This is a genomic window from Scytonema sp. NUACC21, from assembly GCF_054684315.1.
Genome location: NZ_BAAFZH010000042.1, coordinates 1 through 26723, shown reverse-complemented (window position 1 = coordinate 26723; position 26723 = coordinate 1). Strand labels below are relative to the sequence as shown.

Genomic DNA, 26723 nt, shown 5'->3' with positions numbered 1-26723 from the left:
TACCCAAGAAGAGTTTGTCAAAATTCCCTAGCACCTGCTTCCTTTGTTGCTCTAGCTGGCTCTATTAATCGACTCTGCTGGCAAGCAGATGAGATTATCACCTTGTGTAAGAATTAAACCGCGTTGACGCAATTTGCCCATCAAGCGGGTGACAGTAACACGAGTGGAGCCAATAGCACTGCCAATTTGGGCATGAGTGAGGGGGAAAGGCAGGCAATAACCGCGAATAACGTCTGGGTCGGTTTCGCTCATTGCCGGTTCTCCATATTCCTCGATGAGCAGTGTGAGGAATCCCAGGAGACGGTCAATAGTGCGACGTTGTCCTAAAGCACTCAGCCACAGCAGCTTGCGCTGGTGCTGATATCTAAAGGCATCCATAACTTCGCGGCGGAAGTGAGGCCAATTGTCTAGATCGTGCCAGTCCATCCACAGCACTGCTGTTTGGTCCACATGGGCGTAAGACTGTAGCGTGAATGGCGACTGAGCAACAATTTCAAACGGTTGTCCGGCACCAACGAACCCTAAGAAAGCTTCCTCTGGGGTTCTGTTGATGCGTCGAGATGTTAACTGACTTGCAGTGGCACTAACTTGGGCGGACCCCCGGACACCCAGATTTTAGTGAAGATACTTATCGCACCCTAGCAGCAGCAGATAATGCAGTCATGCTGATTGACGTTGCAAAAGGCTTGGAACCTCAAACAAGGAAGTTATTTGAAGTGTGTAAGATGCGCGGTATTCCTATCTTCACCTTCGTGAATAAACTTGACCGTCCTGGAAGAGAACCGTTGGAACTGTTAGACGAAATAGAGCAAGAATTGGGCTTGCAGACCTATGCTGTCAATTGGCCCATTGGTATGGGCGACCGTTTTAAGGGTGTTTTTGACCGTCAAAAAGAACAAATTCACTTGTTTGAAAGAAGTGCCCACGGTAGCCGCGAAGCCGTAGATACGGTAGTGGATTTGGGTGATGCCAGAATTGAAGAACTTTTGGAACAAGACCTCTATTATCAACTGAAAAACGATTTAGAACTGCTCGAAGGGGTGGGACCGGAATTAGATTTGGAATTGGTACACCGAGGCAAAATGACACCTGTCTTCTTCGGTAGTGCTATGACCAACTTTGGGGTAGAATTATTTCTCAACAGTTTCCTCAAGTATGCCTTAAGACCGGGTTCTCATAACAGCACTGTGGGCGATATTCCACCAACGTACCCAGAGTTTTCCGGTTTTGTCTTTAAACTGCAAGCAAATATGGATCCAAAGCATCGCGATCGCGTAGCTTTTGTACGTGTTTGTACGGGAAAATTTGAAAAAGATATGACAGTGAATCATGCCCGTACTGGCAAAAATATTCGTCTGTCCCGCCCGCAAAAATTATTTGCCCAAGAAAGAGAATCAATTGACGTTGCGTATGCTGGCGATGTTATTGGCTTGAACAATCCTGGTGTTTTTGCCATAGGAGATACCATTTACACTGGGCAAAAGTTGGAATATGAAGGTATTCCTTATTTCTCACCAGAATTATTTGCTACTCTCCGCAACCCAAACCCTTCTAAGTTTAAACAATTCCAAAAAGGTGTTTCCGAGTTACGGGAAGAGGGGGCTGTACAAATTATGTACTCGGTAGATGAGTCGAAGCGCGATCCCATTTTGGCTGCGGTCGGTCAGTTGCAATTTGAGGTTGTACAGTTCCGCTTGCAAAACGAATATGGCGTAGAAACCCATCTCGAATTGTTACCTTACTCTGTCGCCCGTTGGGTTGAAGGTGGTTGGGAAGCGTTGAATAAAATCGGACGTTTATTCAACACAACAACAGTGAAAGATAGTATGGGACGCCCAGTATTACTGTTCCGCAATGAATGGAATTGCCATCAATTACTGGAAGACCATCCAAATTTAAAATTGAGCGCAATCGCACCAGTTTTTTCGGCACAACAACTGGCAGAGGGCTAATGGCTAATGGCTAATGGCTAATGGTGAGTCCAGCCCCCTGTAGACGGGTTTCCCAACAAGAGTGAACTGGCGTTGGCGCAGCCTCCTTAGAGGAAATACCCGAAGGGCTAATGGAAAAGAACTATTAGCGATTAGCAATTAGCTAAAAACAATTTCAGCGCAACCGTTAAAATAAAACCTCAATCTGGGTATTTTAAATAAGACTAGAGTGAGATAATATTTATGCCTTCACAATCAGAACCGTCTTTGGAGGCAGGTTTAAAAGTTCTTAAACAAGGAAATTTACAGAGTGCGATCGCAACTCTGGAAGCAGTGGCTGCTAAAGAAGGTAACAGTCATGCGGGGTTACAGGCGCAAATAGGATTAGTCGTAGCGCAAACACGCAAAGGTAATATTCCAAAAGCAATAGCCCTTTGCGAGACTCTCACTCAAAGTCATAACTCTCAAGTACAAGAGTGGGCAAAAAATACTTTAAAACAGCTAAAACAACACAGTAAGAGAGACAAGGGGGACAAAGAAAAAGTTAGTTTTCTACAGCCCCCAACCGCGCAGGAAACCCCTAGCCCCCCTGACCCTCATCCTTTTAGCCCGCCCCCCCCACCACCAGTAGCGATTCGCGAACCGACAAAACCACTGAGTATTTATTGGCGACAAGCAGCAAGAGCCAAATCTTGGCAACCCCTAGAAAAGCTTAATTTAATACCCTTTCATTTGCTACAAGCGGGGACATTCATCGCTCTATTTTGGGTGATGCGCGGACTCCTAGTCTTTGGAATGGGATTTATCAACGACATTTTAGTTAAACTGCCTTATTTGGAGCCAATACAGCTTTTATATGCAGACCCCACATTCTTTCTGCTGTTCGCACTATTCGTGTTAATGGGGCTTTCACCTTGGTTGATTGACCAATGGTTGAGAAACTCTTATGGTTACCGAGATTTGAACAAAGACACTTTGAATCAATACAGTCAAGAAGCAGTCCGGGTGCTGCAACGACAATGTCAGCAGCAAGGTTGGAAGTTTCCAAAGCTGGGTATTTTGCCTTCTTCGGCTCCAGTAGTATTAACTTATGGTAATTTACGGCGTACAGCCCGAATTGTCATAAGTCAGGGACTGCTAGAGCAATTGGCAGAAGATGAGATAGCTGCAATCTACGCTACTCAAATCGGTCATATTGCTTACTGGGATTTTGTTGTGATGTCCTTGGTGTTAGCGCTGACAATTCCGGTTTACAAACTCTATCAGCAATTAGCTGAATGGGGAAACAAAACAGAAGTGCAAATCTGGCGTGTGAGTTTAGCAGTGATGGGAAGCTTTGCCTATGGAATTTGGTGTTTGTTGACAGGAACTTCTTTGTGGTTGTCCCAGCTGCGTCATTATTATAGCGATCGCCTTGCTGCTGAAATCACTGGTAATCCTAATGGTCTTGTGCGTGGCTTACTTAAAATGACGATTGGCATTGCTAGCGATATCCAAAAACAAGAACATACAAGTTGGTTCCTAGAAAGCTTTAATATACTAGCACCAGTTAGCTATCAGCAGAGCATTTGTTTGGGGAGTATTGCTTGTCACACAACTTTTGAATCATTTTTAATGTGGGACACTCTTAATCCTTATCGCTGGTGGTTTGTTTTTAACAAGACTCATCCTTTGATGGGCGATCGCTTGCAGCGTTTAATTTCGATAGCCCGCTACTGGCGACTGGAAACCGAGCTGAACATAGAAAACCAAAAGCCTTTGAAACTGAGGCGTCAGTCCTTCTTATTCCAGATTGCCCCTGTTTTAGGGATTCTCATAGGTATAGTGTCTGCATTTCTGATTTTAGTCATTTGGCAAACGAGTTATGCACTTAAGTTTTTAAACTTAAAGTGGATATACGACGATTGGTCTTATGTTATGGGTTGTGTGCTGATTTGCATTAGTATCGGCATCTTGCTAAGGATCAATTCTTTTTTTCCTGATATTATACCCGATCGAGCACAAACCGCTGACCGACTGTCAGTTTTATTGGCTAACCCAGCTAGTCTTCCAGTTGATAGTACTCCTGTACGTCTTGTTGGTAAGCTTTTGGGGCGTCGGGGTACTAGCAACTTGCTCGGGCAAGATTTAATCCTACTGTCTAGCACAAGTTTAGTGAAATTACACTATATTCCACATCTTGGGGAAAAGTTCCACGCCCAAGATTGGATTGGTCGTCAGATTACTGTTACAGGCTGGTTGCGAAGGGGAGCATTGCCTTGGGTAGATATTCAAACGTTACAAATTCAAAGTGGCAGAACTATCAGCAGCCATCATCCGATTTTGTCTACGGCGTTAGCTATTGCTGCTAATGCTTGGGGGGCTTACATTCTTTTTAGTGGTTAGTGGTTTTTCGGCTAACTACTAACTAGTAATGGCTATCCCAGAAAATGTAAACAAAAGTTGCAAAATTTTCAAATAAATGTTACATTTATTTACAAAATAGCTGCAATTGGCAAACCTTAGCACCCTAGCTTGGTTACCCGTGCGGCTCAAACGCGCCAATTTATCCCCTTTTTCTTCCCAACACAGCATTGAATCAGCCAGCCATCGGCTGGTTTTTGTTTCCAAAACACTAAATTCTAGAAGAAGAAGTGTATTTTATGTTACTATGCGATTATGCAATCGCTGGAAATGTCTAACCTGAACTAGCTACGTGTAAAATACCGTGATAATGTAAGGGATGGTGTTGCATTCTTCGGAAAAAAGATATCGAAGAAGACCCAGTGGCAGCTGTACTCTGTAAAATTCAGAATTTTTAGAATAAAGGTGTTATTGGCGTTGTGTGCGCTTTCGTATTAAAAAAGCTTGATTCTGGTAAAAAACTGTATTGTAAAGGTTAACGGTTTGGAGTAAAAAAGGTTGGTTTGTGTCAGTGTTAGTTAATAGTATTTATCAGCCATCCGCTTACCAGCCGCTGTTTTTTGCCTGGTCGCGTTCATTCAAATGTCAACTTGTGGAGGTATAGTTCATGTCCGTTCGCCTATACATAGGGATTAAAACGAGTAAATTGGCTGCGTTCACTATTGAGTTTTACAGTGAATTGTTCGCTTTCTTCTTTCTTGATAAGGAGAGTTTCAATCAATTGGTTAAAACTGACTTCTAAGGCAGATAATTTTTCGTCTTTCATGAACATTATTGGTCAGATGGAGGGGTGAGGGAGGGAGTGAGTGAGGGAGGGAGGGAGGGAGGGAGGGAGTGTGAATTGCTGTTGTCGCTCGTTGTCTACCTTGTCTCCGACTCTTCTTAACTGACATCTTGTACCTTCTCAATAAGGCAACGGTGGGCGGTGCCCATCCTACGAAAACATCAGCTTTTTAGCCTATGATTTTCGATTGGGAGAGCGTGGTGCAAGATATGAGTTAAGAACCTCCGCCAAAAACTTCGACATGAGCGAATACACAGACGGGGGAACCATGACCTACCCAAATAGCTTGGTTTGGTTCTCCTTTGCCGCAAAAAGGAGTACCGTAAATTTGCCAAGTAGAGGAATTTCCTATTTTCACTAAGCTTTGCCAAAACTCTGGAGTTGTCGCTCGATAATTTGGATTGCGGAGGGTTTTTGTGAGTTTGCCATTTTCAATCAGTTTTGCGTACTCGCAGCCAAACTGAAATTTATATCGGCGGTCGTCTATGGACCAAGAGCGATTTGATTCCATATAAACACCATGTTCTAAGCCAGCAAGGAGTTCTTCAAAGGAAGCGTCTCCTGGCTCAAGATTCAAATTTGCCATGCGGTCGATTGCCGGTCGATTCCAAGAACAAGCACGGGCACAAGCGACACCGGGTACACCCGCTCTGGCTTGGCTTTCCAAACTGCCCAAACCCCTGTGGAGAACACCTTCTTTAATTAAATACTCCCGTGTTGCTAAGTTACCTGTATCATCAAATCCATAGCTAGCAAATTCGCTTTTGACAGTAGGGTCAAAGGTAATGTTCATAAGGGGAGAGCCATACACCAAGTGACCGAAATCGCTCTTGTTAACAAAGCTGCCTCCCGCATAGTTACGCTCGTCTCCCAAAATTCGGTCAATTTCTAAAGGATGCCCAACACTTTCGTGAATTTGCAGCATCATTTGGTCTGGGGCTAAAACCAGATTGGTACGTGTGGTTGGACATTCTTCTGCTGTCAGTAATTCTACTGCTTGCTCGCCAATTTGCTGTACTTGATGCCACAAATCCGCATTCTGAAAATGTTCTAATCCTCCCTGGTAGCAGTTTGCCTGCCAGCCATTGTGGCTGCGTTGTTGGACAATAGCTCCATCCTGTGCGGTCGCTCCATAATGGGTGCTAAAAAACATGAACTTTTGATACACCTCGGAGCCGTTACTGCTCGCAAACCAAGTCTCCCGTTCGCTGACTGAGGCAATAGCTGTGGTTTGGACGATGAGGTCGCAGACTTTGAGAGTGTGGCAAATACGGATGAGTAAATCGTTAATCTCTCCTGCACTTAGAGCATCAAGAGTTTTGAGAAATGGGGAAGTATATTGACCTACGACTTTAGGGCGCTCCCGTGCTGCTGTAAAAGGATATATCCACCACTCACTGGCAGCGAGTGCCTGATGATACGCTTGTTCGGCAGCAGCTTGTAGGTCTTCTATTTGCAGGGAATTACTGGCTGCATAACCTATACAACCATTGACTATGACTTCCAGCATCGACCCCTTGGTAAAGGATTTCCCATTACTTTGCGGTATGCCATCACGTACATGACGGTTATAGGTCGTATCTTTTACAACTCTAATACCCACCCAATCAGCGGGAATACTTATTTGAGCAATAGCCTTTTTCAGTTCAGGTAACATAAGTTTCAGGTCAAGGGTGAAGGATAAAGAATAAAGGATAAAGTCTGAAAAATGTTGTCTCTATCCTTAAAAATTCATAATTTCAAACGTTTGACGTTTGGCTTACTCACTTGATATTTCAAATTTTTTTCATACTTCATACTTCACACTTCAACCTTAATTCCGGTGCCATCTAGTACCATCACGGCTATCTATTAGGGTAATACCTTGTGCAAGTAGTTCATCACGAATGCGATCGCCATCAGCAAAATTTCTAGCTCTACGTGCTTGTTGCCTTTGTTGAATGAGCGCCTCAATTTCCGCATCGCTTAAACCACCACTTTGGGATGTTTCTACCTCTGGCTTGGCTTCCAATCCCAAAACCCCAGCCAACGTCATCAGAGTTTGCCATTGTAACAATAGTTTATCTGGTGGTGTGTGGGTTTTCCCTTCATGCACCAAAATATTGCCCTCGCGCTGAAGTTCCTTGGCTAATTCAAAAAGTACTGGTAATCCTCCAGAGAAATTAAAATCATCATTAACAGCTTCTTGGAAACGCTGAACATATGATGTCAACAGTTTTGTCGATAGATTCCCCTTTTTACCACCTTGAGTCTCCGTATCTTCTACTTCCCAACCCAATTGTTTACCGTACTGATAGCCGAACAGCAAACCATCTTTCAGTGTCTCGTAACCGTTGGTTGCTGAGGCGATCGCTTCATCAGTAAAATCAATTGGTTTGCGGTAGTGGGCTTGGAGAACAAAAAGGCGCAACGCCATTGGGTGTACGGGCGCACGGTTGTTTTCCCCTATTCCATCGAGTAAATCCCGAATAGTAATGAAGTTCCCCAAAGATTTGGACATTTTCTCGCCATCCACCTTTACCATGCCATTGTGCAGCCAGTACCGTGCTAGGGGTTGTTCCGTCACAGCTTCTGACTGAGCTATTTCATTTTCATGGTGGGGGAAAATCAGATCGGCTCCTCCTGCGTGGATGTCAATAGTTTCACCCAAGCGATCGCGTACCATAGCCGAGCATTCAATATGCCAACCCGGACGTCCTTTACCCCAGGGCGAATCCCAAGCGGGTTCTCCGGGTTTTGCTGCTTTCCACAAAGCAAAATCAAACGGATCGCGCTTTTTTTGATACTCTAGGTCTTCTAAATTCACCCGTTCGCTGGCTCCCGCCTGCATATCCTCCAAATTGCGCCCGGAAAGTTTACCATACCCGGAAAATTGACGCACTGCATAATAAACGTCGCCATCAGAAGGGTAGGCATAGCCTTTATTTTCCAACTCATGAATAAGCCGTTGAATACCGTTCATTGTGTGGGTAGCACGGGGATACTCATCAGCATCCTGAATTCCAAGACGCCTCATATCCTCAAAATACGCTTGAATAAAGCGTTCGGCAACAGCTTCCATTGACGAGTGTTCTTGCCGTGCTCGATTGAGAATCTTGTCATCAATATCAGTAAAATTTTGGACAAAGCGCACGTCGTAACCAATAAATTGGAGATAACGGCGTACTACATCCCAGATAATGCAAGCTCTGGCATGACCCAAGTGGCAGTAGTCGTACACCGTCACGCCGCAGTAATACATTTTAACTTTTCCTGTTTCTACCGTTTCAAACGGCTCTTGACGACGGGTGAGGGTATTGTAAACAGATAGGGTCATATCCAATCTAATACAGAATAAAGATACGTAATAATAGGTTTAGGCAACTGGGATGAAACTACCAGCATCCTTATGCTAGTGTCTTCCTGACTCTTTGCGCTACAATCCTTTATTTTTACTTTTTGACAGCAGCGCTATGCAAGCAGTTACTTCCGAACCGCAATCAATGGACGCACCGAAACAAGGTTTACCAGTAACAATTATTACTGGATTCCTTGGTAGCGGTAAAACAACGTTACTTAATCATATCCTGACAAACCAGCAGGGATTGAAAACAGCTGTACTAGTTAATGAATTTGGCGAAATTGGTATCGATAACGAGTTAATTATCGCTACTGACGATAATAACAATATGGTGGAGCTGAGCAACGGTTGTATCTGCTGCACCATTAATAACGATCTAGTTGATGCCGTTTACAAAGTTTTAGAACGTCAGGAGAATATAGATTACCTGGTTGTAGAAACAACTGGGCTTGCAGACCCTCTACCAGTAGCTCTCACATTTCTTGGTACGGAGTTAAGGGATTTAACCCGTCTTGACTCGATTGTGACAGTTGTAGACGCGGCGAACTATAGCTTGGATTTATTCAATTCCCAAGCAGCCTACAGTCAAATTGCTTATGGTGATGTTATTCTACTCAATAAGACAGATTTAGTCTCTGAAGCAGAGTTAGAAGCACTAGAGGCAAAAATTAACCAAGTTAAAGAAGGTGCGAGAATTCTCCGCACTAAGCAAGCCCAAGTCCCGCTTCCCCTCATTCTGAGTGTTGGTCTGTTTGAAACAGACAGATATTTTGAGGAAGCGAAAGGGCACAGTCATGACCATCACCATCATGACCATGACCATGACCATGACCATGACCATTCCGAATGCGGTCACGACCATGACCATGACATGAAATTAAAAGGCTTACACTGTAAGCTTTGGAGCAATTTACAATGGTTGCCTTATTTACGCCGACTTGTACTAGTGACATTCAATATATTTACGGAGGCTGAGGTTTTAGCTAACTGCAATCAAATTAAATATGTACGGCTTAATTCAAGAAATAGCCGCCATAGCCGTATTTGAGTAAAACTAAAATTCCAGGTTGATAGAGATATAGAACATGACTAAATCAGAATTCCAAAACGAATCTCAAGATTCAACTCGGGTGATTGTAGAGGAAGATGTAAAAATTTTTTCTATTAAAGAGAAAAATACTGATTTAAATTGGATTCAAAGCTCTACAAAAACACACTTCGATAGTGTTGACAGAAGTTCTGCGAACTACAGTGGTGCAAATCTCAGTGGGGCTGACTTCAGCCACCTCAACTTGATGGGAACTTATTTTAACGGTGCTGATTTAAGTGGTACCAACCTAAGTGGTGCGAACTTACAATACGCAGACCTACGGGGTGCAAACCTTAGCTATGCCAATCTCGAAGGTGCCAATCTCAAAGGTGCCTTACTCAACTACACAGACCTCAGCCACAGCAATCTCAGTCGTGTTGACTTAAGTGATGCTAACCTCAGTTGTGCCGACTTAAGTCATGCTAATCTCAACGAAGCTAACTTGAGCCATAGTAGCCTGTTCGCTGCGAACCTAGATGATGCCAACCTCAGTAAGGCTAATCTAAGCAATACTGACCTGAGTTGTACGGATTTAACTTGATACTACTGACTTGAACAAAAATTTTGAGTGCAGTCCCCACCCAGATTATTCAGAGAGAATTTTTGATTTGGTGGGGATGTGATAAATTTTGGATTGGGTATCAAACTTTATTTAAAGCGTAGATATCCCTACCTCGTCCCAGGGCAAAGCGTAGAGAATTGGGTAAGTCTTTGCTGGACTTAGTCAGGAAAATAAGGAGTGCAAGGACAGTTAAAAAGGCATCAAAACCAAACATATTTCGGTACCCAACGTGTGCGGCGATGGAACCAAAAACGGGACCTGCTGTTGCCATTCCAAGATCCCATCCAACAATACACAGAGCAAAAACTCGCCCTCGTTCCTGAGGCAGCGAGCGATCTGCCATCATGGTTGCAAGTATGGCAAATAACATACCTCCACCTGCTCCTTCAAAGCTTGCGGCTACGAGGAAAGCTGGAGCAGTGTGTGCTGCCCATAAAATGACCATTGCTACTGAGTAACACACGAGGCTGAAGGTGATAAACAAACCACGACCAAAACGATCGCTTGCTCTGCCAGTAAACAACCGCACGCTAAAGCTAGCCAAAGCTGCGGCTGTGTAAAACAACCCAGTATTCAACTCGACTTTGCTTGACTTAATAAATAACGGCACAAAAGTATTTAATGTACCGACAGCCAAACCAACTAGCAACAGAATTTCTGCTGGTACTCTCACCCTTGGACTGAGTAACATTTGCCAAAATTTGCTTTTTTGAAGATCTTCCGGTTCTTGTTCAATTCCAGGATTGGTAATTTGCATGACACACAATAGCGATCCCAAACCCAATCCTGCGGCTAAGAAAAATATATAAGTATTACCACCGGCAGATTGTACATAAGCACCCAACGCAGGTCCCAAGGCAATACCAATTGGATTGACCAAACTCATATAACCCATGATTTCGCCACGCTTATGGGGAGGTGCTATATCCGCAGTCAACGCATTAAAACCGGGCGCAAAGGCTGCAACGCTAAGACCGTGAAAGATACGCAGCACCATTAATAGGGGAAAAGACGTGACTACTAAATAGCCTAAAGGCGCGATCGCACTAACGAGTGTACCAATAAGCAATACTGGTTTACGACCTCGTTCGTCTGCAAGTTGTCCACACTTAGAACGAAATAGCAATAATCCTAGGGCAAAACTGCCTATAATAATGCCAATTTGTTGATTTGTTGCACCATATTGCTTCAGGTAAAGGGGTAGAGTTGGCAATAAAGAGCCTGAAGCAGACCAGAATAATAAACCTGCCGCAAATGAAAACAGCAGGTTATGCCTCACTTGGGCATTATTAATGTATAAGTTTTTCAAGGTAAATGCGCGTTTATACTAAACTATCCTCACACCAAGAAACGCGTTTCCTGGATAATAACTAAAGCCATCTAAAGCAGGTAGGAATTTCTTCTTAGCCTGTTTTAGATGGCTTCTGTTATAGCCCAATCTTTTTTTAGATAGCGTGAGTGAAACTACGTATTTATATTATTTTATACTTTTCGTTACAACCTCACGTACACGATAGATGGGACGCCCTTGGGATTCATGGTAGGTACGCATCAGCAACTCTGCCAGCAGACCAAAGCAAAATAACTGGACTCCAGTCACTAGCAACAGGACTGCCAGAATCAGTAGCGGGCGATTACCAATATCTACATGGAAAGCAAACTTAATAAAAGTCAGGTAAATTCCAATTGCCCCACCTGAAACCATTGAAATCAGCCCTAACAGACCAAAAACGTGCATTGGACGTGTCAGGAACTTTTTCATGAAGTAGATGTTTAACAAATCCATCAATACCCGGAAAGTTCGCGATAATCCATACTTACTACGACCAAAACGACGGGCGTGATGGCGAACTGGTAATTCTGTAATTCTTGCGCCTTCAATGTAAGCCAAAGCAGGAAGAAACCTATGCAGCTCCCCATAAAGGTTCATATCTGCCACGAGTTCTGCACGATAGGCTTTGAGCGAACACCCATAGTCATGAACATGGACGCTTGTTACTCGACGAATGAGCCAGTTAGCAATTTTAGAAGGAAGTAACCGCTTCACAGCTCCATCTTGGCGATTTTTCCGCCAACCACTGACCAAATCGTAACCTTCATCTAACTTTGCCAGCAATATAGGTATATCTGCTGGGTCGTTCTGGAGGTCAGCATCCAAAGTGACTATTGCTTTTCCCACGGCGTAGTTAAATCCAGCAGACATTGCTGCTGTTTGTCCGTAATTGCGACGCAAAATCACCACTTTGAGATCGTTCCGTATTTGCGCTTGTTCTTTAAGAAACTGCGCCGAACCATCAGATGAACCATCATCCACACAGATAATTTCATAACTTAATTCAGTAGCTGTCAAAGTAGATGCGATCGCCTCAAGTAAATAAGGCAAACTTTCTACCTCGTCATGTACTGGCACCACAACCGAAACATCTGGGACAATTGATGCTATTGCGTCATTTTGTCCGGTAAACCCGTAATTAACCAGTCCACTCCTCATATTTCCCTGTCGTCCTTAGCTTTTCTGTGGTTCGTAACTCTTGACCACTCTTCCAGCACCGCGCAGTTGCTGGTAATATGACCGACTAACCTCATCACCTTGTTCCGAGAGATAGTCAATGCCGATGCCATTGCGCCCTTGATTTTTTCCAGAGCTATGGATGTATCGACCATCTCCCAAATAGAGTCCCACATGAGTTGCTTTTTGGGAAGTTCCAAAGAAGATAAGGTCGCCTAGTTGTAATTGTGTAAGAGGAATCGGCTGAGTGAAAGCTTCCTGCTGATAGGCATCTCTAGGTATGGAAATAGCAACAGACGCAAATGCCGCTTGCATCAATCCCGAACAGTCGTAATTCGGTCCTACCGTACCACCCCAAAGGTAATAGTTCGGTTGCTGCATAGCTGTAAGAGTAAAAGCAATCACCTTTGGCAGGAGGTTTTTAATCTCCGCTTCAGAAAATGATTGCGCTTTATGGGGTACAGTGCATGGTTGTAACAAATCTAAATCCGAAATTAAAAGCCATCCCGGATAGTCATCCTCACACAAGCATATTTGTACAGACTCGGCATTTGGTGTCTGTACATCATCTAATGTGAGCCGCAGATACCGCCCTGCCGCAGCTTGAGTTGCTAATCGGTCACAATTAGGAGAATCATAGATGTTTAGGTTCGCTAAACACTGATACTCACCCGCTTTTAAATTGTCAATTTTGGATTCTGTATTAGAGGACATTCTGAAACTACAATGAATTTTTTTAATCGGGACGAACAACTGGAAAATCTTGGTACTGGAATTTTAGAAGCAACTTGGGCAGCATTTCCGAGTTTAGCTCGTAACCAAATTGCCGTAACTTGGGTTGTCTACGATCCGCCTGTGCTGGTAAACACTGGTGGGGCTCTTACTCCAGACGCTTTTTGGAGCCATCCAGTTCGTGGTTTTACATATCGCGGTGTTGAACGTATTTACCCTGCAAGTGTTGTGAAGCTGTTTTACTTGGTAGCGGTGAACGAATGGTTGGAAAAAGGCATGATTTCTACTTCCAAGGAGTTGGAAAGAGCCATGCGCGATATGATTGTTGATTCTAGCAATGATACACAGAGCGCCTTGCAGCCCTTGAATTAGTAGTTCATTTGTTCGCATTGAAAGGGCTGGCAGTGCCCACCCTACGATCGGGATAAATTTTTTAGACTACAATTTTCTCAATAAGAAGGTGGTGCAAGATATGTGACCTTTTTTTCGCTTTAGGTTGAATACTTAGCATTAATATCGACATAACCTTCCGATAAATCGCAACCCCAAACTGTTGCCGAAGCTTCACCGATGTTCAAGCTAACATGAATGTTTACTTTATTCTGAGACATGATTTGTCGCAAAGAGTCAAGATTTTCTTCCATAGAGCTATTCGGATAAACTTGAATATCACCAAACCTAATAACTACAGATTCTGGATTTATCTCCCGCTCATTTTCACATTTGCCTATAGCCATTGCGACTCTTCCCCAGTTGGGGTCTGCTCCATATACAGCAGTTTTTACTAATGGGGAATTCACAATTGCTTTTGCAACTCTCTTGGCTTGTGCATAGTTAATAGCTGAATCTACTGTCACTTCAATAACTTTAGTCGCTCCTTCTCCATCTCGCGCAACCATTAATGTTAACTCATGAGCAATTTCATATAGCGCTCGAGAAAATTCGGATTCTTGAACTTCCCCAGCCAAACCATTGGCAAGAATGATAGCAGTGTCACTTGTAGAAGTGTCAGTGTCAATACTTAAACAGTTAAAAGTTTTATCTATAGTCGGACGAAAAATAGAAGGAAGTACATCTTTTGAAATAGCAGCGTCAGTAAAAAAGAAAGCTAACAATGTAGCCATATTAGGCTCAATCATACCGACACCTTTGGCAATTCCTACTAGCTTGGCATTTCCAATTTGTCGGGCAGCCAACTTAGGTAAGGTATCAGTTGTCATAATACCCCGTGCTGCGGCATGAAAATCGGTGGAACCTAATTTTTGCCCTACTCCTGATAAACCTGCTCGGATTTTTTCCATCGGGTAGCGTCTGCCAATAACTCCCGTAGAAGCTATGAGAATATCGTCAGATGCAATTCCAGTTTCACGTGCAACAATCTGAATAACTTCTTCTGCATCAGCAAAGCCATCCTTCCCATTGGCGACATTTGCATTTTTAGATATCGTGATAATGCCTTGGGCTCGAGCATCTTTTAAATTACGGCGGCTAATAGTCACACTGGGTCCTGCGAAAAGGCTTTGAGTAAAGACTCCATCAGCAACACAAGGAACATCTGATTTAATCAAGACAAAATCATCGCTACTATCTCGGATGCCTAGATTGGTGACAAATGTACTAAAACCTTGAGGGATAAAAGTAAAATGCACTTCCATACAACGCATAAGTTCTTGTGGGTAACGCGCCCCCATAGATGCTAATGTTTCATGATAGCGTACAAAATGCTTTAACCCAATCTCCATTTTGTAACCAGACTTTGGTGGTTGCAGGTAGTCGTGCGATCGCAAAGCCCAGTTAACCCAAGCGCAAAAAGGGCAGACTCTATGCCTGCCCAAAAGACTTGAGAGTTAATTTTTTGGCATTGCTGAGTTTTGCCATGAATGATGTTCTTTATTTCACACCTAAGCGCTCAGATGCTGGGAATGTAGAACGCTACAGCAACTTTATCCCTTAGTAGTGAACTGTTCCGTCGGGCATCTTTGCTCCACTCAATCCTGTACCTCTCATATTTGCCCCTGCAATTTCTGCTTCGCTTAGGTCTGCGTTATCTAGATATGCCCCATCTAAGTTTGCCCCATCTAGCTTTGCCCCCTTTAAGTTGGCTCCACTCAAATCTGCTCCTCTGAGGTCTGCTCCCCTGAGGTCGGTGTTACTTAAGTCTGCTTCCTTTAAGTTGGCTCCACCTAGCTTGGCACAGCTTAAGTCTGCTCCACTAAAATTTGCTTGCTTCAAATTTGCCCCACTCAAATCTGCATCAACCAATTCTGCACTCATCAGGCACACTTCAATCATTCTGGCATCAGCTAAGGAAGCTTCATTCAGTTTTGCCTGATTTAAATGTGCAGCACTCAGGTCTGCCCCTCTTAAGTCTGCGCGAATCAAGTGTGCTCCTATCAGGTGTGCCCCAACCAAATTTGCATTAGTTAAGCACACATGAACCAAGTTTACATTGCTAAAGTCCCGTTCTCCCGATCCGTATCGTCTCAAAAGTTCCTGAGTATCCATATCTTTTGTTTCCTGAAATTTCGTTAAAAGATTTTGTCAATAAGTTTAGTAATGGTCTGTCACATCAGCTTGCTGATGTTTTATGCAGACCTATACTTATGAAAATTCACAAAGAGTAGCATAATTCTCAATTTGCAATTTGCATGGAGGGCAATCGGCCATTTTTTACAGTTTAAGCCTTCGCCTAAACAAAGGTATTCAGTTTGATAATCGACTGCACCGGCGGCTCCAACAACTTAGGCTTGTTGATTGAAGCCTTGGACTGAGTTATTATCTGCTGCAGTTCTAGGCTTTGGATGGTGTTTTTCTTCCGCATAAAATTTCCCTCTACTGTAATAGTTAATAAACCGGCATTTCTTGGTAACAGTGACTACAACGCCAGTAAATTCCTCTCAAGCCCATATGACGAAGCAAAGTATATGAGCAGCAAGGACAAACAGACTTTTTTTCCTTAATGACTTTGAGTTTAACTCTAAACCCATAAAACGAGCTTTTATTAGATGAGACAACTATAGGAATTAAAGCAAAATTCATAGAAACGGCACGGGAGCGTGGAACTTGCTTACCCAAGCATGGCAATTGTCCAATTCAACCTCATAAGATGATTAGCTAAATAAACTTACATACAACACCTCTCGAACCTAATAGGGTGTAGAGATTTAGATCCGGGAAGGCGTCTATGGCAAATGTGTCTATGGCGTAGTCACGTAGCCGAAAGTATTTCTCTTTAGTTTCATCTTAGCATGGAATATTTAATTACGCTTGTAAAATCGAGCAACACACCAATTATACCGATGAACTTTTTCCAAATTTAGGCACTTGGTTTATTGATATCTGTTGTGGAAAACAGTTTCAAGATATAGTATGGCGGCAATAGCAAACTCATTCTCAATAAAATTAATTATTGAGAAATACCCACGCTACGATGCCCATTAAGCCCTTGATTTTGATATAGATATCAATTACGTATCTCCTAGCCTTTTAAAGCTGACATAGGGCATTCTAGGTGAAGTTAGCTGAAAGCCGTGAAAATCTACACCCATGCTGTCACTGGATTGTAATTACGGTGCATGCGAAGACAGCGCTACTACGAGCCAAATACAGAGATTTTACTTTTCGTTACATAGTTGGGTTTTTTCTCGTCGGCTTACTTATCTTATAGTTAAATTGTATTTTCCCTATTTGTGATTTCTTATTTGTAATTTGGGAAAACACGAGAATTGTGAAGTATAATTAAAATATAGAAACAGCGACGTTTCTGATATTAGGTTTTAACGTTGCGAATACTTTTTACAGCGTTGACAGTGGCTACTTTATCAACATTTGTTGGAAAGATATCCACCGTTTATGATTTGTATAGATAAGGATGCCACTATCTTTAGTGAGCCGCGACAGTGTTAGATCAACTTGATTTCATTGTTCTTGAAGGAATCTGTTAATGAGTCTTATTATAAAGTCGATTGTGAACGCAGACGCTGAAGCTCGCTATCTCAACCCTGGAGAACTAGACCGGATTAAGAGCTTTGCCAAAAGTGGTGAGGTTCGTATGCGGCTTGTTCAGGTTTTAACAGAAAACCGGGATCGCATTGTTAAGCAAACTGGAAACCAGCTGTTTCAAAAGCGCCCTGACATTGTCTCTCCTGGTGGTAACGCCTACGGTCAAGAAATGACTGCGACTTGCCTACGGGACATGGATTACTACCTGCGCTTAATCACCTACAGTCTCGTAGCTGGTGAGGACACACCGATTCAAGAGATTGGGGTCATTGGTGTTCGAGAAATGTATAGGTCTCTTGGCACCCCGATTGAGGCTGTTGCTGAAGGCATCCGTGCGATGAAGAATGTTACCACCTCAATGTTATCATCAGAAGACGCAAGCCTTGTTGGCGGTTACTTTGACTACCTAATCGCTGCCATGCAGTAGGGCTGTTGTCAACATGGGAGTTGATTGTTAGTCGGCTCAGAAGACGAATCTACATCTTAGGGGTAGAAGTTGTAGCGCCTGTTTTATGAAAAACTTAAGCTTGAGAAGCTAAAACCTATTTTCTGGAGTTCTCCATGTCAAACTTCTCTCCCCTCGAATCCGCCGTCTTAATCACCATTATTGGGGAAACGGTGCTGAAAGACCGTATTGTCAAGCTACTGAAAAGTCATAGTGTAAGCGGCTACACTATTAGTCAAGTTCAGGGTGAGGGGTTCTGCACCAAAAAACCAAATCGGATTATGTCCGATTGGCTACCTGAAGTTTGAGGAACTGCAAGATTTATTGAAGCTCGAATCGAGTCAGGTTCTGCTTTATAGCTTTGTGGGTGGAAAATTAGATTTAGCTCATACAAAGCAGTGGTTTTCTGCTAAAAGCGGTCGGAGTTCTAATACAATTTCTGTGGAGTTGCGGGAGTACCTACAGCAGAAATTGCCGAAGTACATGATACCAAAAGCCTTCGTGTTGTTAGAGTCATTGCCCCTCACACCTAACGGCAAAGTGGATCGTCAGGCGCTTACGACACTTAAACACAGTATTCCAGAGTTAGAAAAAACTTTTGTGGCTCCTCGCAACTCGCTTGAGGAGTTGCTGGCAACAATTTGGACTGAAGTATTCCAAAGCGAGCGCATAGGTATCCATGATGACTTTTTTGAGTTAGGTGGAAACTCGTTTTTGGCGCTGCAATTAATCTCAAAAATTAATCAAAAACTGGGTACAAACGTATCCCTTAGTATACTTTTCCAGCATCCAACTCTGGCGGAGATAGCAAATTTTATTACTAAAAATATTGATGCTTCATTAAAAACTACGTATTTAGTTCCAATTCGGGTTAAAGGAACTCAACCCCGATTGTTCTGTATTCATCCAGTTGGGGGACAAGTCATGGTGTATCAACATTTAGCTGCTTGTTTAGAATTGGAGCAACCTGTATATGCACTTCAGTCTTGCGCTCTCAACAACCCACTTCAAGAGCATAATAGCATTGAGAATATGGCTGTTGAATATGCTAAAGCTATTCGCCAGTGTCAACCTCATGACCCTTATAATCTCATTGGATGGTCTATGGGTGGTGTAATTGCTGTCAGTATTGCTAAACAGTTAGAGCAACAAGGGCAGAGGGTAGCTTTTGTCGGACTTGTAGATTCTTTTTTAATTCCAAACAACGCACCCACCTTTGAACGCGATCCGTTGTACGAATTAGCGTTGGTGTTTGGCAATACTTTTGTTGATGCTTTTCTAGCATTGGATGCTGTTGAACAGCAGAAATTACGAGACGAATTGACAGGTTTACCTTGTATTGAACGTTTGCGGCGGATGATTGGCTGGGGAGAAGAACGAAATCTACTTTCAACGGAAGTATCAATTGAGATTTTGCAAAAACAGCTAGAAATTACAGAAATTCACCAAAAACTCTTAAGAATTCACCGCGCACCCCAAATTGAAGCCAAACTTTATGTCTGGTGGGCTGCGGATCTGCTCGAAGCAGGAGTGCCTCGTACCGATTGGAGTAAACATACTAAGAGTGCAATCTACACAGAAATTTTAGATGGCAATCACTTCACAATCATGCGTCCTCCCCGTATTACAGCATTAGCCCAGAGATTGCAAGAATTTATGCAACTTAAATTGAACAATCAAAAATAGGACTTATACTCTGTTGCTTACCTGTGCGTTTCACAATTCTTGGAAAATAACAATGATACACAACGATGAGATTTCAACACTAGCAGATTTGGCACGCGTACAAGCTCACCAATCTCCAGATGCCACAGCTTTAATATTCAAGGAAAATGCTCTCACCTATTTACAGCTAGATTTACAAAGTAACCGTGTGGCGAATGCACTTTTAGCTCAAGGAGTGAAAGCGCGATCGCGAGTTGGATTATTAGCCAAAGATTCACTTCGTAGTTATGAAATCTTATTTGCTTGTTCTAAAATCAATGCTGTCTTAGTGCCAATTAATTGGCGTTTAACTGCTCTTGAAGTTAGTTATATTCTCAGGGATGCTAACGTTGAAGTTTTTTTTGTCGGAGCCGAGTTTCATGGGTTGATTGAATCTATTAGAGAAGCGCTTGACGGTATTAAAACCTTCATTGCCTTAGACAAATCTGAATATAATTGGGTGACTTATGATACTTGGTGGCAGCAACATAGTCATGTTCAGCCTGATGTTGAAATTCAACCAAATGATGTAGCTGTACAAATATATACTAGTGGTACGACTGGACGACCCAAAGGTGTGCAACTAGGGCATTACAGTTTTTTTGCGATCGCCAAAGAATTTTGCAAGCAAGGAAAAAGCTGGATCGGTTGGGACAAAGCCGATCGGAGTCTAGTAGTCTTACCTTCATTCCATATTGGAGGTTTATGGTGGGCTATCCGTGGTTTGGCATCCCAAGCCGAAAATATTTTGCTAGACACTTTTGACGCAATTGAGGTTTTAGCTGCTATTGAAAAGTACCATATTACTAAGACCTGTATGGTTCCTGCCATGATTCAAGTTCTTTTATCTGAACCTCAGTGCCAAAAAACAGATTTTTCCTCACTGAAATACATTGTTTATGGAGGTTCTCCGATTGCCGAATCAGTACTGAGAGAAGCGCTCGCTACATTTGCCTGCAACTTTGTGCAAATTTATGGCATGACTGAAACGGGAAATTGTGCTGTGTGTTTACCTGCGGATGCCCATACCTCTACAAATCCAGACAGGTTAAAATCTGCGGGTAAACCGTTTCCCGGTGTATCAGTAGCAATTTTAGATAATACAGGGAAACACGTAGATTGCGGTCAGGTGGGTGAAATTTGTATCAAGTCCCCTGCTAATATGATTGGTTATTGGAAATTACCTGAAGCTACAGCAAACACATTGGTAGATGGCTGGATTCATACTGGTGATGCGGGCTATTTCGATGAAGAAGGTTACATTTATATTTGCGATCGCGTTAAAGATATGATCTGCTATGCTAGTGAGAATGTTTATCCGGCAGAAATTGAAAATGTTTTGTATGAACATCCTGCAGTAGCTGAGGTAGCTGTAATTGGTGTTCCCGACGGAGATTTTGGAGAAACTGTTAAAGCGATCGTCGTTTTAAAATCAGGGATGAAGGCAACAGCACTAGATATTATCAGTTTTGTACGGGGGAAAATTGCCGATTTTAAGTTACCTAGAAGTGTTGAATTTACTCAATCCTTACCAAGAACACCGAGCGGTAAATTGCAAAAGAGCAAACTGCGAGAAAAATATTGGCAAGGTTATCAACGTCGTGTTAATTGATAAACAAAGACAAAAGGTAGTCCCAATGAAACAAGTTTCATCACCAAGGATGAAAATTAGGGATTAGTATTTGACTCAGCACTTTTAACAAGAATGAAAACAGGTTCTAGTAAAGACAAAGTTCCTCTTTGGCAACCATTAACTGTACGCAATTTCCTACTTTTTTATGTTGGTGAAAGTGTTTCTTTGCTGGGCGATCAATTTTATTTAATAGCATTGCCTTGGTTGACTATTCAGTTAACTAACTCTGGTGTTAGCTTGGGCACAGTGCTCATGGCAGCTGCAATTCCTCGCGCTGTTTTGATGCTAATTGGTGGTGTGGTCAGCGATCGCTGCTCACCTCGGTTAGTTATGCTTGCTTCCAATGCCCTCCGCGCAATACTGACAATTTTACTAACAGCGATCGTTACTTTTCGAGCAACCCAGCTATGGCATCTTTACCTGGTTGCTATCAGTTTTGGAATCACAGATGGCTTTTTTATTCCCGCCGCAAAGTCAATCATACCTAGTCTTGTGACCAAAGAACAATTGGTATCAAGTAACACCTTGAGCCAAGGAACTTCCCAACTGATTCTGCTTATCGGGCCTGCTTTAGGTGGTTTGCTCATTGCCACTAGCGGTATTGAGACAGCGTTTGCAATTGATGCTGCCACTTTTATTTTCACAACCGTAACACTTTTGCTGCTCAAGGACAGTCTTAGGTCAAATACTGTAACGACTAAAGAGATTGCATTGCATAAGGAATCAAAACAAGCTCATGACTCATTTCAAAATCCTAGCTCAACTAACAAGAGTGTTAGTTTAATTACTGGTATCCGTGAGGGACTCAACTATGCATGGCATAATCCAGCTCTCAAAGCAGTTTTGCTGGTATTGGTGATGTTAAATTTTCTTTTTATTGGCCCGTTACAAGTTGGCATCACTGCACTGGCTCATAGTCGCTTTCCAGGCGGTGCTGTTGCTCTAGGGATAATGAATTCTGCTTGGGGTGGTGGTGGGTTATTAGGGATACTTATACCTCAAGTCTTCCAAAACCTTCCCAAGCTTGGAGTTTTGATGCTGAGTCTTGCTAGTATACAAGGATTAGGTCTATTTTTACTTAGCTTCATACCAAATGTAGTACTGGCCAGTGTAACAATCGCTGTACTGGGATTATGCAGTGGCTTGTTTACTGTTGTAGGAATTACCTGGATGCAAAAGCAAACTCCACCTGAAATGTTAGGAAGAGTGATGAGCTTGGGAATGCTTTCTTCCTTTGGTATTGCTCCTTTTTCCTATGAAGAAATGATTGAACTGAGTGTGCGGGTGCGTGAGGCAGCCAGTGATATTGATTTTGTGACAGAAGAAACCGAGCGAGTGGCGCGGCAGTTCCGACAAGTGAGCAATCAACTCCAAGAAGGGATTACAAGAGCACGAATGGAACCTTTCTCGGAAGTGACAACTCCTTTAGAGCGAGGAGTGCGGGAAAGTGCTATTAGAGAGGGCAAACAGGCACAACTCAAAATTGAAGGTCGGGACACCTTAATTGATAAAATGATTTTGGGGCATCTTAAAGACCCCCTGACTCATTTGCTGAATAATGCGATCGCTCACGGTATTGAACCAACCGAAGTGCGACAAACCTCTGGGAAATCACCAGTGGGAAACATCACTGTCCGCGCTTTTCACCAAGGGAACCAAACCGTTATTTCTGTCAGCGATGATGGTGCGGGTATTAATGCAGAGGGAGTGAAAGCAAAGGCACTCAAAACAGGTCTGATTACGCCAGAACAAGCCAGAACCATGTCTCGTGTTGAGGTTTACGACTTGTTGTTTCAACCTGGTTTCAGTACTGCCGAAAAGGTTGACGACTTGAAAGGACGTGGTGTGGGTATGGATGTCGTTCGCACCAGAATTAGCGAAATTCGGGGGGCAATTAGTATTGATTCCAGCCCAGGCAAAGGAACGACTTTTACCATTCGTCTGCCTTTGACCCTCAGTATTTGTAAAGCACTGTGCTGTGTATCTGACAAAGCTCGTATTGCTTTCCCAATGGATGGGGTAGAGGATACCCTTGATATACCTGGAAAAACTGTTCAACAAGGAGCTGATGGGCAAAAGTACATCATGTGGCGCGAGACAACCTTGCCTTTCCGACCCCTGAAAGAGATTTTAACTTTCAACAGGCAACTGAGTCGCGGTAACGTCTACGGTGGTAATCGCGATGATGATATGATTTCTGTGATTGTTGTGCGCTCGGCAAATACCCTCGTTGCCCTACAGGTCGATCAAGTCCTTAACGAACAAGAAATTGTCATCAAGCAATTTGAAGGTCCCGCACCCAAGCCCATTGGTGTCGCTGGTGCCACTGTGTTGGGTGACGGTCGCATTATGCCAATTGCTGATGTATTGGAAATCATTGACATCTTCCAAGGTCGAACTTCAAAACAGCGTGCCATTAGCTTCAGGGAACAAACATCTGGTACGGTTACCGCAGAAACCTCTTCTGCCAAGATTGACCCAACAGTACTCATTGTTGATGACTCCATTACAGTAAGAGAATTGCTCTCGCTAACATTTAATAAGGCTGGTTACCGCGTAGAACAAGCACGTGATGGTCAGGAAGCTTGGGATAAACTGCGTTCTGGTTTACCTTGCGACATCGTATTCTGCGATATTGAAATGCCCCGTTGTGATGGTCTGGAATTGCTCTCTCGGATTCAGAAAGACTCCCATCTTAACAATCTACCCATCGCCATGCTCACCTCACGCGGTGCAGACAAACACAGACAAATGGCAATACAACTCGGTGCTAGTGGCTACTTCACCAAACCCTATCTTGAAGAAGCCCTGCTTGAAGCAGCTTCGCGGATGTTAAAAGGCGAAAAACTCGTTAACAACGTTGGCATTTAATCCACCCTAGGTTGGGTTGAGCGCAGCGCGAAACCCAACATTTAAAGTATCAAGGATGAAGTATAAAGGATGAACCTAGGTTAGGTTTAGTAACTTCGATACCATTTAAAAGTACCTTCTTACCTCATACCATGTCTTTTGGAAAAGATTTGACTTATCCCATAAGCCCCAAGAGCAATTGGGTTGACGATTACCACGGAACTTTGGTTCCAGACCCCTATCGCTGGCTAGAAAACCCAGATTCAGAGGAAACTAAGGCTTGGGTTGAGGCACAAAATCAAGTCACTTTTAGCTATCTTCGAGAAATCTCTGCCAGAGAAAAAATTCAGCTGCGGTTGACGAAGCTCTGGGATTACGAAAAGTATAGCGTTCCTTTTAAAGAGGGCGATCGCTATTTCTACTTTAAAAACGATGGCTTGCAAAATCAAAGCGTTCTCTATACCCTGAAAACTTTGGATAGCGAACCACAAGTTTTACTCGATCCAAATACCCTGTCAAAAGATGGTACTGTTGCGCTTGTTGGAATTGCAATTAGTGAAAACGGGCAATTTTTAGCCTATGGTTTATCATCCTCTGGATCTGATTGGCTAGAGTGGAAAGTTCGGAATATCGAAACTGGTGAGGATTTGGAAGACCACTTAAAGTGGATTAAATTTTCTGGTGCGTCCTGGACTCATGATAGTAAAGGCTTTTTCTACAGTCGCTATGATGAGCCAAATGAAAAAACCCAATTTGAAGATGTTAACTATTATCAAAAGCTTTTTTACCACCAATTGGGTACGCCCCAGTCACAAGACATATTAATTTATGAGCGCCCCGACAAAAAAGAGTGGGGATTTAATGGCAGCGTTACAGAAGATGGGCGCTACCTGATTATCTTAGTATGGGAGGGAGCTAATCCTCAGAATTTGGTTTTTTATAGGGATTTGACGAATTCAAATGCAGAAGTTGTAGAACTTATTAAGGAATTTGAGGCAAGTTTTGGCTTTATTGACAATCAAGATAATATCTTTTATTTTCAAACGGATTTAGATACGCCAAAAGGAAGAGCGATCGCTATTGATATTAAAAATCCCGCACGGGAAAACTGGGTAGAAATCATACCCCAAGCAGATGAAACTCTACAAGTTATTAGTACAATCAATAACCAACTTGTTGCTGATTATCTCAAAGATGCTCGCAGTCAAATCAAAATTTTTCAGATGAACGGCACATTTGTGCGAGAAGTTCAATTACCGGGCATTGGTTCTGTTGGAGGTTTTGCTGGCAAAAGAAATGATACGGAAACTTTTTATAGTTTCACAAGCTATACTATACCAGGAACTATTTACCGTCACGACATGGTCACCGGAGAAAGCGAAGTTTTCCGGGAACCAAAGGTAGATTTTAATCCCGATAATTACGAGACAAAACAAGTTTTCTATGAAAGCAAAGATGGTACTTTAGTACCAATGTTTATCACCTACAAAAAGGGAATTAAGTTAGATGGTAGTAATCCTACCTACCTTTATGGTTATGGTGGGTTCGGCGTCTCTCTCACCCCCAGTTTTTCTGTTAGTAGCTTAGTATGGATGGAAATGGGAGGTGTTTATGCAATTCCCAACCTGCGTGGTGGGGGTGAGTATGGAGAACAATGGCACCAAGCAGGAACAAAGCAGAAAAAACAAAACGTTTTTGATGACTTCATTGCTGCTGCTGAATGGCTGATTGCAAATCGCTATACCAAGCCTGCTAAATTAGCGCTTGGCGGAGGTAGCAACGGGGGATTACTTGTAGGGGTATGTATCATTCAGCGTCCCGACTTATTTGGTGCAGCTTTGCCATCTGTGGGTGTCATGGATATGTTACGTTTCCACAAATTCACCATTGGCTGGGCTTGGGTTCCTGAATACGGTTCGCCAGACAATCCTGAAGAGTTTCAGGCGCTGTATGCCTATTCTCCTCTGCACACCCTCAAGTCAGGTACAGCATACCCAGCAACCATGATTACCACAGCCTTGCGTGACGATCGCGTTGTTCCAGCACACAGTTTCAAATTTGCAGCGGCTTTGCAAGCTGCTCATACTGGTAAAGCCCCAGTCCTGATTAGAATTGAGACTAAAGCAGGACATGGAGCAGGCAAACCTACAACGAAGCTCATTGAAGAAGCAGCAGACAAGTGGGCTTTTTTGGTGAGTACACTTGATGTGGAACTTTAAACCGAAATTAATTGTGAAATTTTAGGTTGGAGATTGACAAATAATGGCAACAATTACTGTTTACGGCACACCTCTGAGTACTTATGTTCGCACTGTCCGGTTGTTGCTTGAGGAAGCAGAAGCGCTCAAACTCCTAAATTAAGAGCATAGTGAGATGAAGTCAATAAGCTTGAGAGCGTGAACCGAGTGTGCGCTTGAGAAGAATGGTTGGGTTGGGTTTCGCGCTTCGCTCAACCCAACAAAAAGCTTGATCATGTTGCGAATGTTTGGTTTTGGGCAACCTCGATCGTGGGCTTGGGAATGTTGGGTTTCGTACTCAACCCAAGCTACGTAATTTATTCTAAAAAAACCAGCCGTAGGAGTGTAAACCTTTACCTAACAAGTTCACTCCTAAGTAACAAATCCAAACAACGACAAAGCCACTTGCGGCTAAAATTGCAGGACGACGACCTTGCCAACCGCGAGTAATGCGGGCGTGGAGATAAGCAGCGAAGACCAACCAAGTGATCAGCGCCCAAG

General features: G+C 43.0%; 15 protein-coding genes and 7 pseudogenes. 12 read left to right on the top strand and 10 right to left on the bottom strand.

Going from position 1 to position 26723, the window contains the following annotated elements:
• Positions 1-51 precede the first annotated feature (51 nt).
• Positions 52-600 (bottom strand): annotated as a pseudogene (locus tag ACYRY3_RS04765) (Crp/Fnr family transcriptional regulator); the annotation flags it as partial.
• Between ACYRY3_RS04765 and prfC the strand changes: the two are divergent.
• Together prfC and ACYRY3_RS04755 are read left to right on the top strand one after the other, a co-directional pair.
• Positions 597-1952, top strand: a pseudogene (gene prfC, locus ACYRY3_RS04760) (peptide chain release factor 3); the annotation flags it as partial. The pseudogenes ACYRY3_RS04765 and prfC sit on opposite strands and share 4 nt — an antisense overlap.
• 222 nt (positions 1953-2174) lie before the next feature.
• Positions 2175-4316, top strand: coding sequence for a M48 family metalloprotease (locus ACYRY3_RS04755; protein WP_460200574.1), 2142 nt, complete (start codon positions 2175-2177; stop codon positions 4314-4316).
• A gap of 649 nt (positions 4317-4965) precedes the next feature.
• On the opposite strand, the pseudogene ACYRY3_RS04750 reads toward ACYRY3_RS04755, so the two are convergent.
• From ACYRY3_RS04750 to cysS, 3 genes and pseudogenes are all read right to left on the bottom strand, one after another.
• Positions 4966-5100: pseudogene (locus ACYRY3_RS04750) on the bottom strand (TldD/PmbA family protein); the annotation flags it as partial.
• A gap of 232 nt (positions 5101-5332) precedes the next feature.
• The gene (locus tag ACYRY3_RS04745; RefSeq protein WP_460200573.1) at positions 5333-6775 is read right to left on the bottom strand and encodes a TldD/PmbA family protein; all 1443 of its coding nucleotides are present in this window, start codon (positions 6773-6775) and stop codon (positions 5333-5335) included.
• Between the two features lie 156 nt (positions 6776-6931).
• Positions 6932-8434 carry a cysteine--tRNA ligase gene (gene cysS, locus ACYRY3_RS04740; protein ID WP_460200572.1) on the bottom strand — a complete coding sequence of 501 codons (1503 nt, stop codon included), beginning with the start codon at positions 8432-8434 and terminating at the stop codon, positions 6932-6934.
• Between the two features lie 136 nt (positions 8435-8570).
• On the opposite strand from cysS, the gene ACYRY3_RS04735 reads away from it, so the two are divergent.
• Entirely contained in the window at positions 8571-9506 is a 936-nt protein-coding gene (locus ACYRY3_RS04735) for a CobW family GTP-binding protein (RefSeq protein ID WP_460200571.1), read from the top strand.
• Between the two features lie 37 nt (positions 9507-9543).
• On the top strand, positions 9544-10089 hold the full coding sequence (locus tag ACYRY3_RS04730) for a pentapeptide repeat-containing protein (RefSeq protein ID WP_460200570.1): 546 nt from the start codon (positions 9544-9546) through the stop codon (positions 10087-10089).
• Positions 10090-10189: 100 nt separating this feature from the next.
• Here ACYRY3_RS04730 and ACYRY3_RS04725 read toward each other — a convergent pair whose 3' ends face one another.
• The 3 genes from ACYRY3_RS04725 to ACYRY3_RS04715 all read right to left on the bottom strand — a co-directional run bounded on the left by ACYRY3_RS04725 (position 10190) and on the right by ACYRY3_RS04715 (position 13333).
• On the bottom strand, positions 10190-11419 hold the full coding sequence (locus ACYRY3_RS04725; RefSeq protein ID WP_460200569.1) for an MFS transporter: 1230 nt from the start codon (positions 11417-11419) through the stop codon (positions 10190-10192).
• 168 nt (positions 11420-11587) lie between these two features.
• On the bottom strand, positions 11588-12601 hold the full coding sequence (locus ACYRY3_RS04720; protein WP_460200568.1) for a glycosyltransferase family 2 protein: 1014 nt from the start codon (positions 12599-12601) through the stop codon (positions 11588-11590).
• A 15-nt stretch (positions 12602-12616) separates the two neighbouring features.
• Positions 12617-13333, bottom strand: a complete 717-nt coding sequence (locus tag ACYRY3_RS04715; RefSeq protein ID WP_460200567.1) for a C40 family peptidase — start codon at positions 13331-13333, stop codon at positions 12617-12619.
• A gap of 12 nt (positions 13334-13345) precedes the next feature.
• Between ACYRY3_RS04715 and ACYRY3_RS04710 the strand changes: the two are divergent.
• Positions 13346-13702, top strand: a pseudogene (locus ACYRY3_RS04710) (serine hydrolase); the annotation flags it as partial.
• 140 nt (positions 13703-13842) lie between these two features.
• Here the strand turns inward: ACYRY3_RS04710 and argJ are convergent.
• Positions 13843-15006: a bifunctional glutamate N-acetyltransferase/amino-acid acetyltransferase ArgJ gene (argJ, locus tag ACYRY3_RS04705; RefSeq protein ID WP_460200593.1), complete on the bottom strand. Its 1164-nt coding sequence runs from the start codon at positions 15004-15006 to the stop codon at positions 13843-13845.
• Between the two features lie 295 nt (positions 15007-15301).
• Positions 15302-15856: a pentapeptide repeat-containing protein gene (locus tag ACYRY3_RS04700; RefSeq protein ID WP_460200566.1), complete on the bottom strand. Its 555-nt coding sequence runs from the start codon at positions 15854-15856 to the stop codon at positions 15302-15304.
• A 1438-nt stretch (positions 15857-17294) separates the two neighbouring features.
• On the opposite strand from ACYRY3_RS04700, the gene ACYRY3_RS04695 reads away from it, so the two are divergent.
• The 7 genes and pseudogenes from ACYRY3_RS04695 to ACYRY3_RS04665 all read left to right on the top strand — a co-directional run bounded on the left by ACYRY3_RS04695 (position 17295) and on the right by ACYRY3_RS04665 (position 26204).
• Positions 17295-17780 (top strand): globin family protein, encoded by a 486-nt coding sequence (locus ACYRY3_RS04695; RefSeq protein WP_460200565.1) that lies wholly within the window; start codon positions 17295-17297, stop codon positions 17778-17780.
• Between the two features lie 134 nt (positions 17781-17914).
• Positions 17915-18052 (top strand): annotated as a pseudogene (locus ACYRY3_RS04690) (P-II family nitrogen regulator); the annotation flags it as partial.
• Between the two features lie 70 nt (positions 18053-18122).
• Complete coding sequence (locus ACYRY3_RS04685) at positions 18123-19484, top strand: thioesterase domain-containing protein (RefSeq protein ID WP_460200564.1); 1362 nt, start codon at positions 18123-18125, stop codon at positions 19482-19484.
• 52 nt (positions 19485-19536) lie between these two features.
• The gene (locus ACYRY3_RS04680) at positions 19537-21114 is read left to right on the top strand and encodes a long-chain-fatty-acid--CoA ligase (RefSeq protein WP_460200563.1); all 1578 of its coding nucleotides are present in this window, start codon (positions 19537-19539) and stop codon (positions 21112-21114) included.
• Positions 21115-21207: 93 nt separating this feature from the next.
• Positions 21208-22365, top strand: a pseudogene (locus ACYRY3_RS04675) (MFS transporter); the annotation flags it as partial.
• Positions 22366-22392: 27 nt separating this feature from the next.
• Positions 22393-24006: pseudogene (locus tag ACYRY3_RS04670) on the top strand (hybrid sensor histidine kinase/response regulator); the annotation flags it as partial.
• 131 nt (positions 24007-24137) lie between these two features.
• On the top strand, positions 24138-26204 hold the full coding sequence (locus ACYRY3_RS04665; protein WP_460200562.1) for a prolyl oligopeptidase family serine peptidase: 2067 nt from the start codon (positions 24138-24140) through the stop codon (positions 26202-26204).
• Positions 26205-26544: 340 nt separating this feature from the next.
• On the opposite strand, the gene ccsA is transcribed toward ACYRY3_RS04665, so the two are convergent.
• The coding region (gene ccsA / locus ACYRY3_RS04660; protein WP_460200592.1) for a cytochrome c biogenesis protein CcsA at positions 26545-26723 on the bottom strand (179 nt) is incomplete at its 5' end.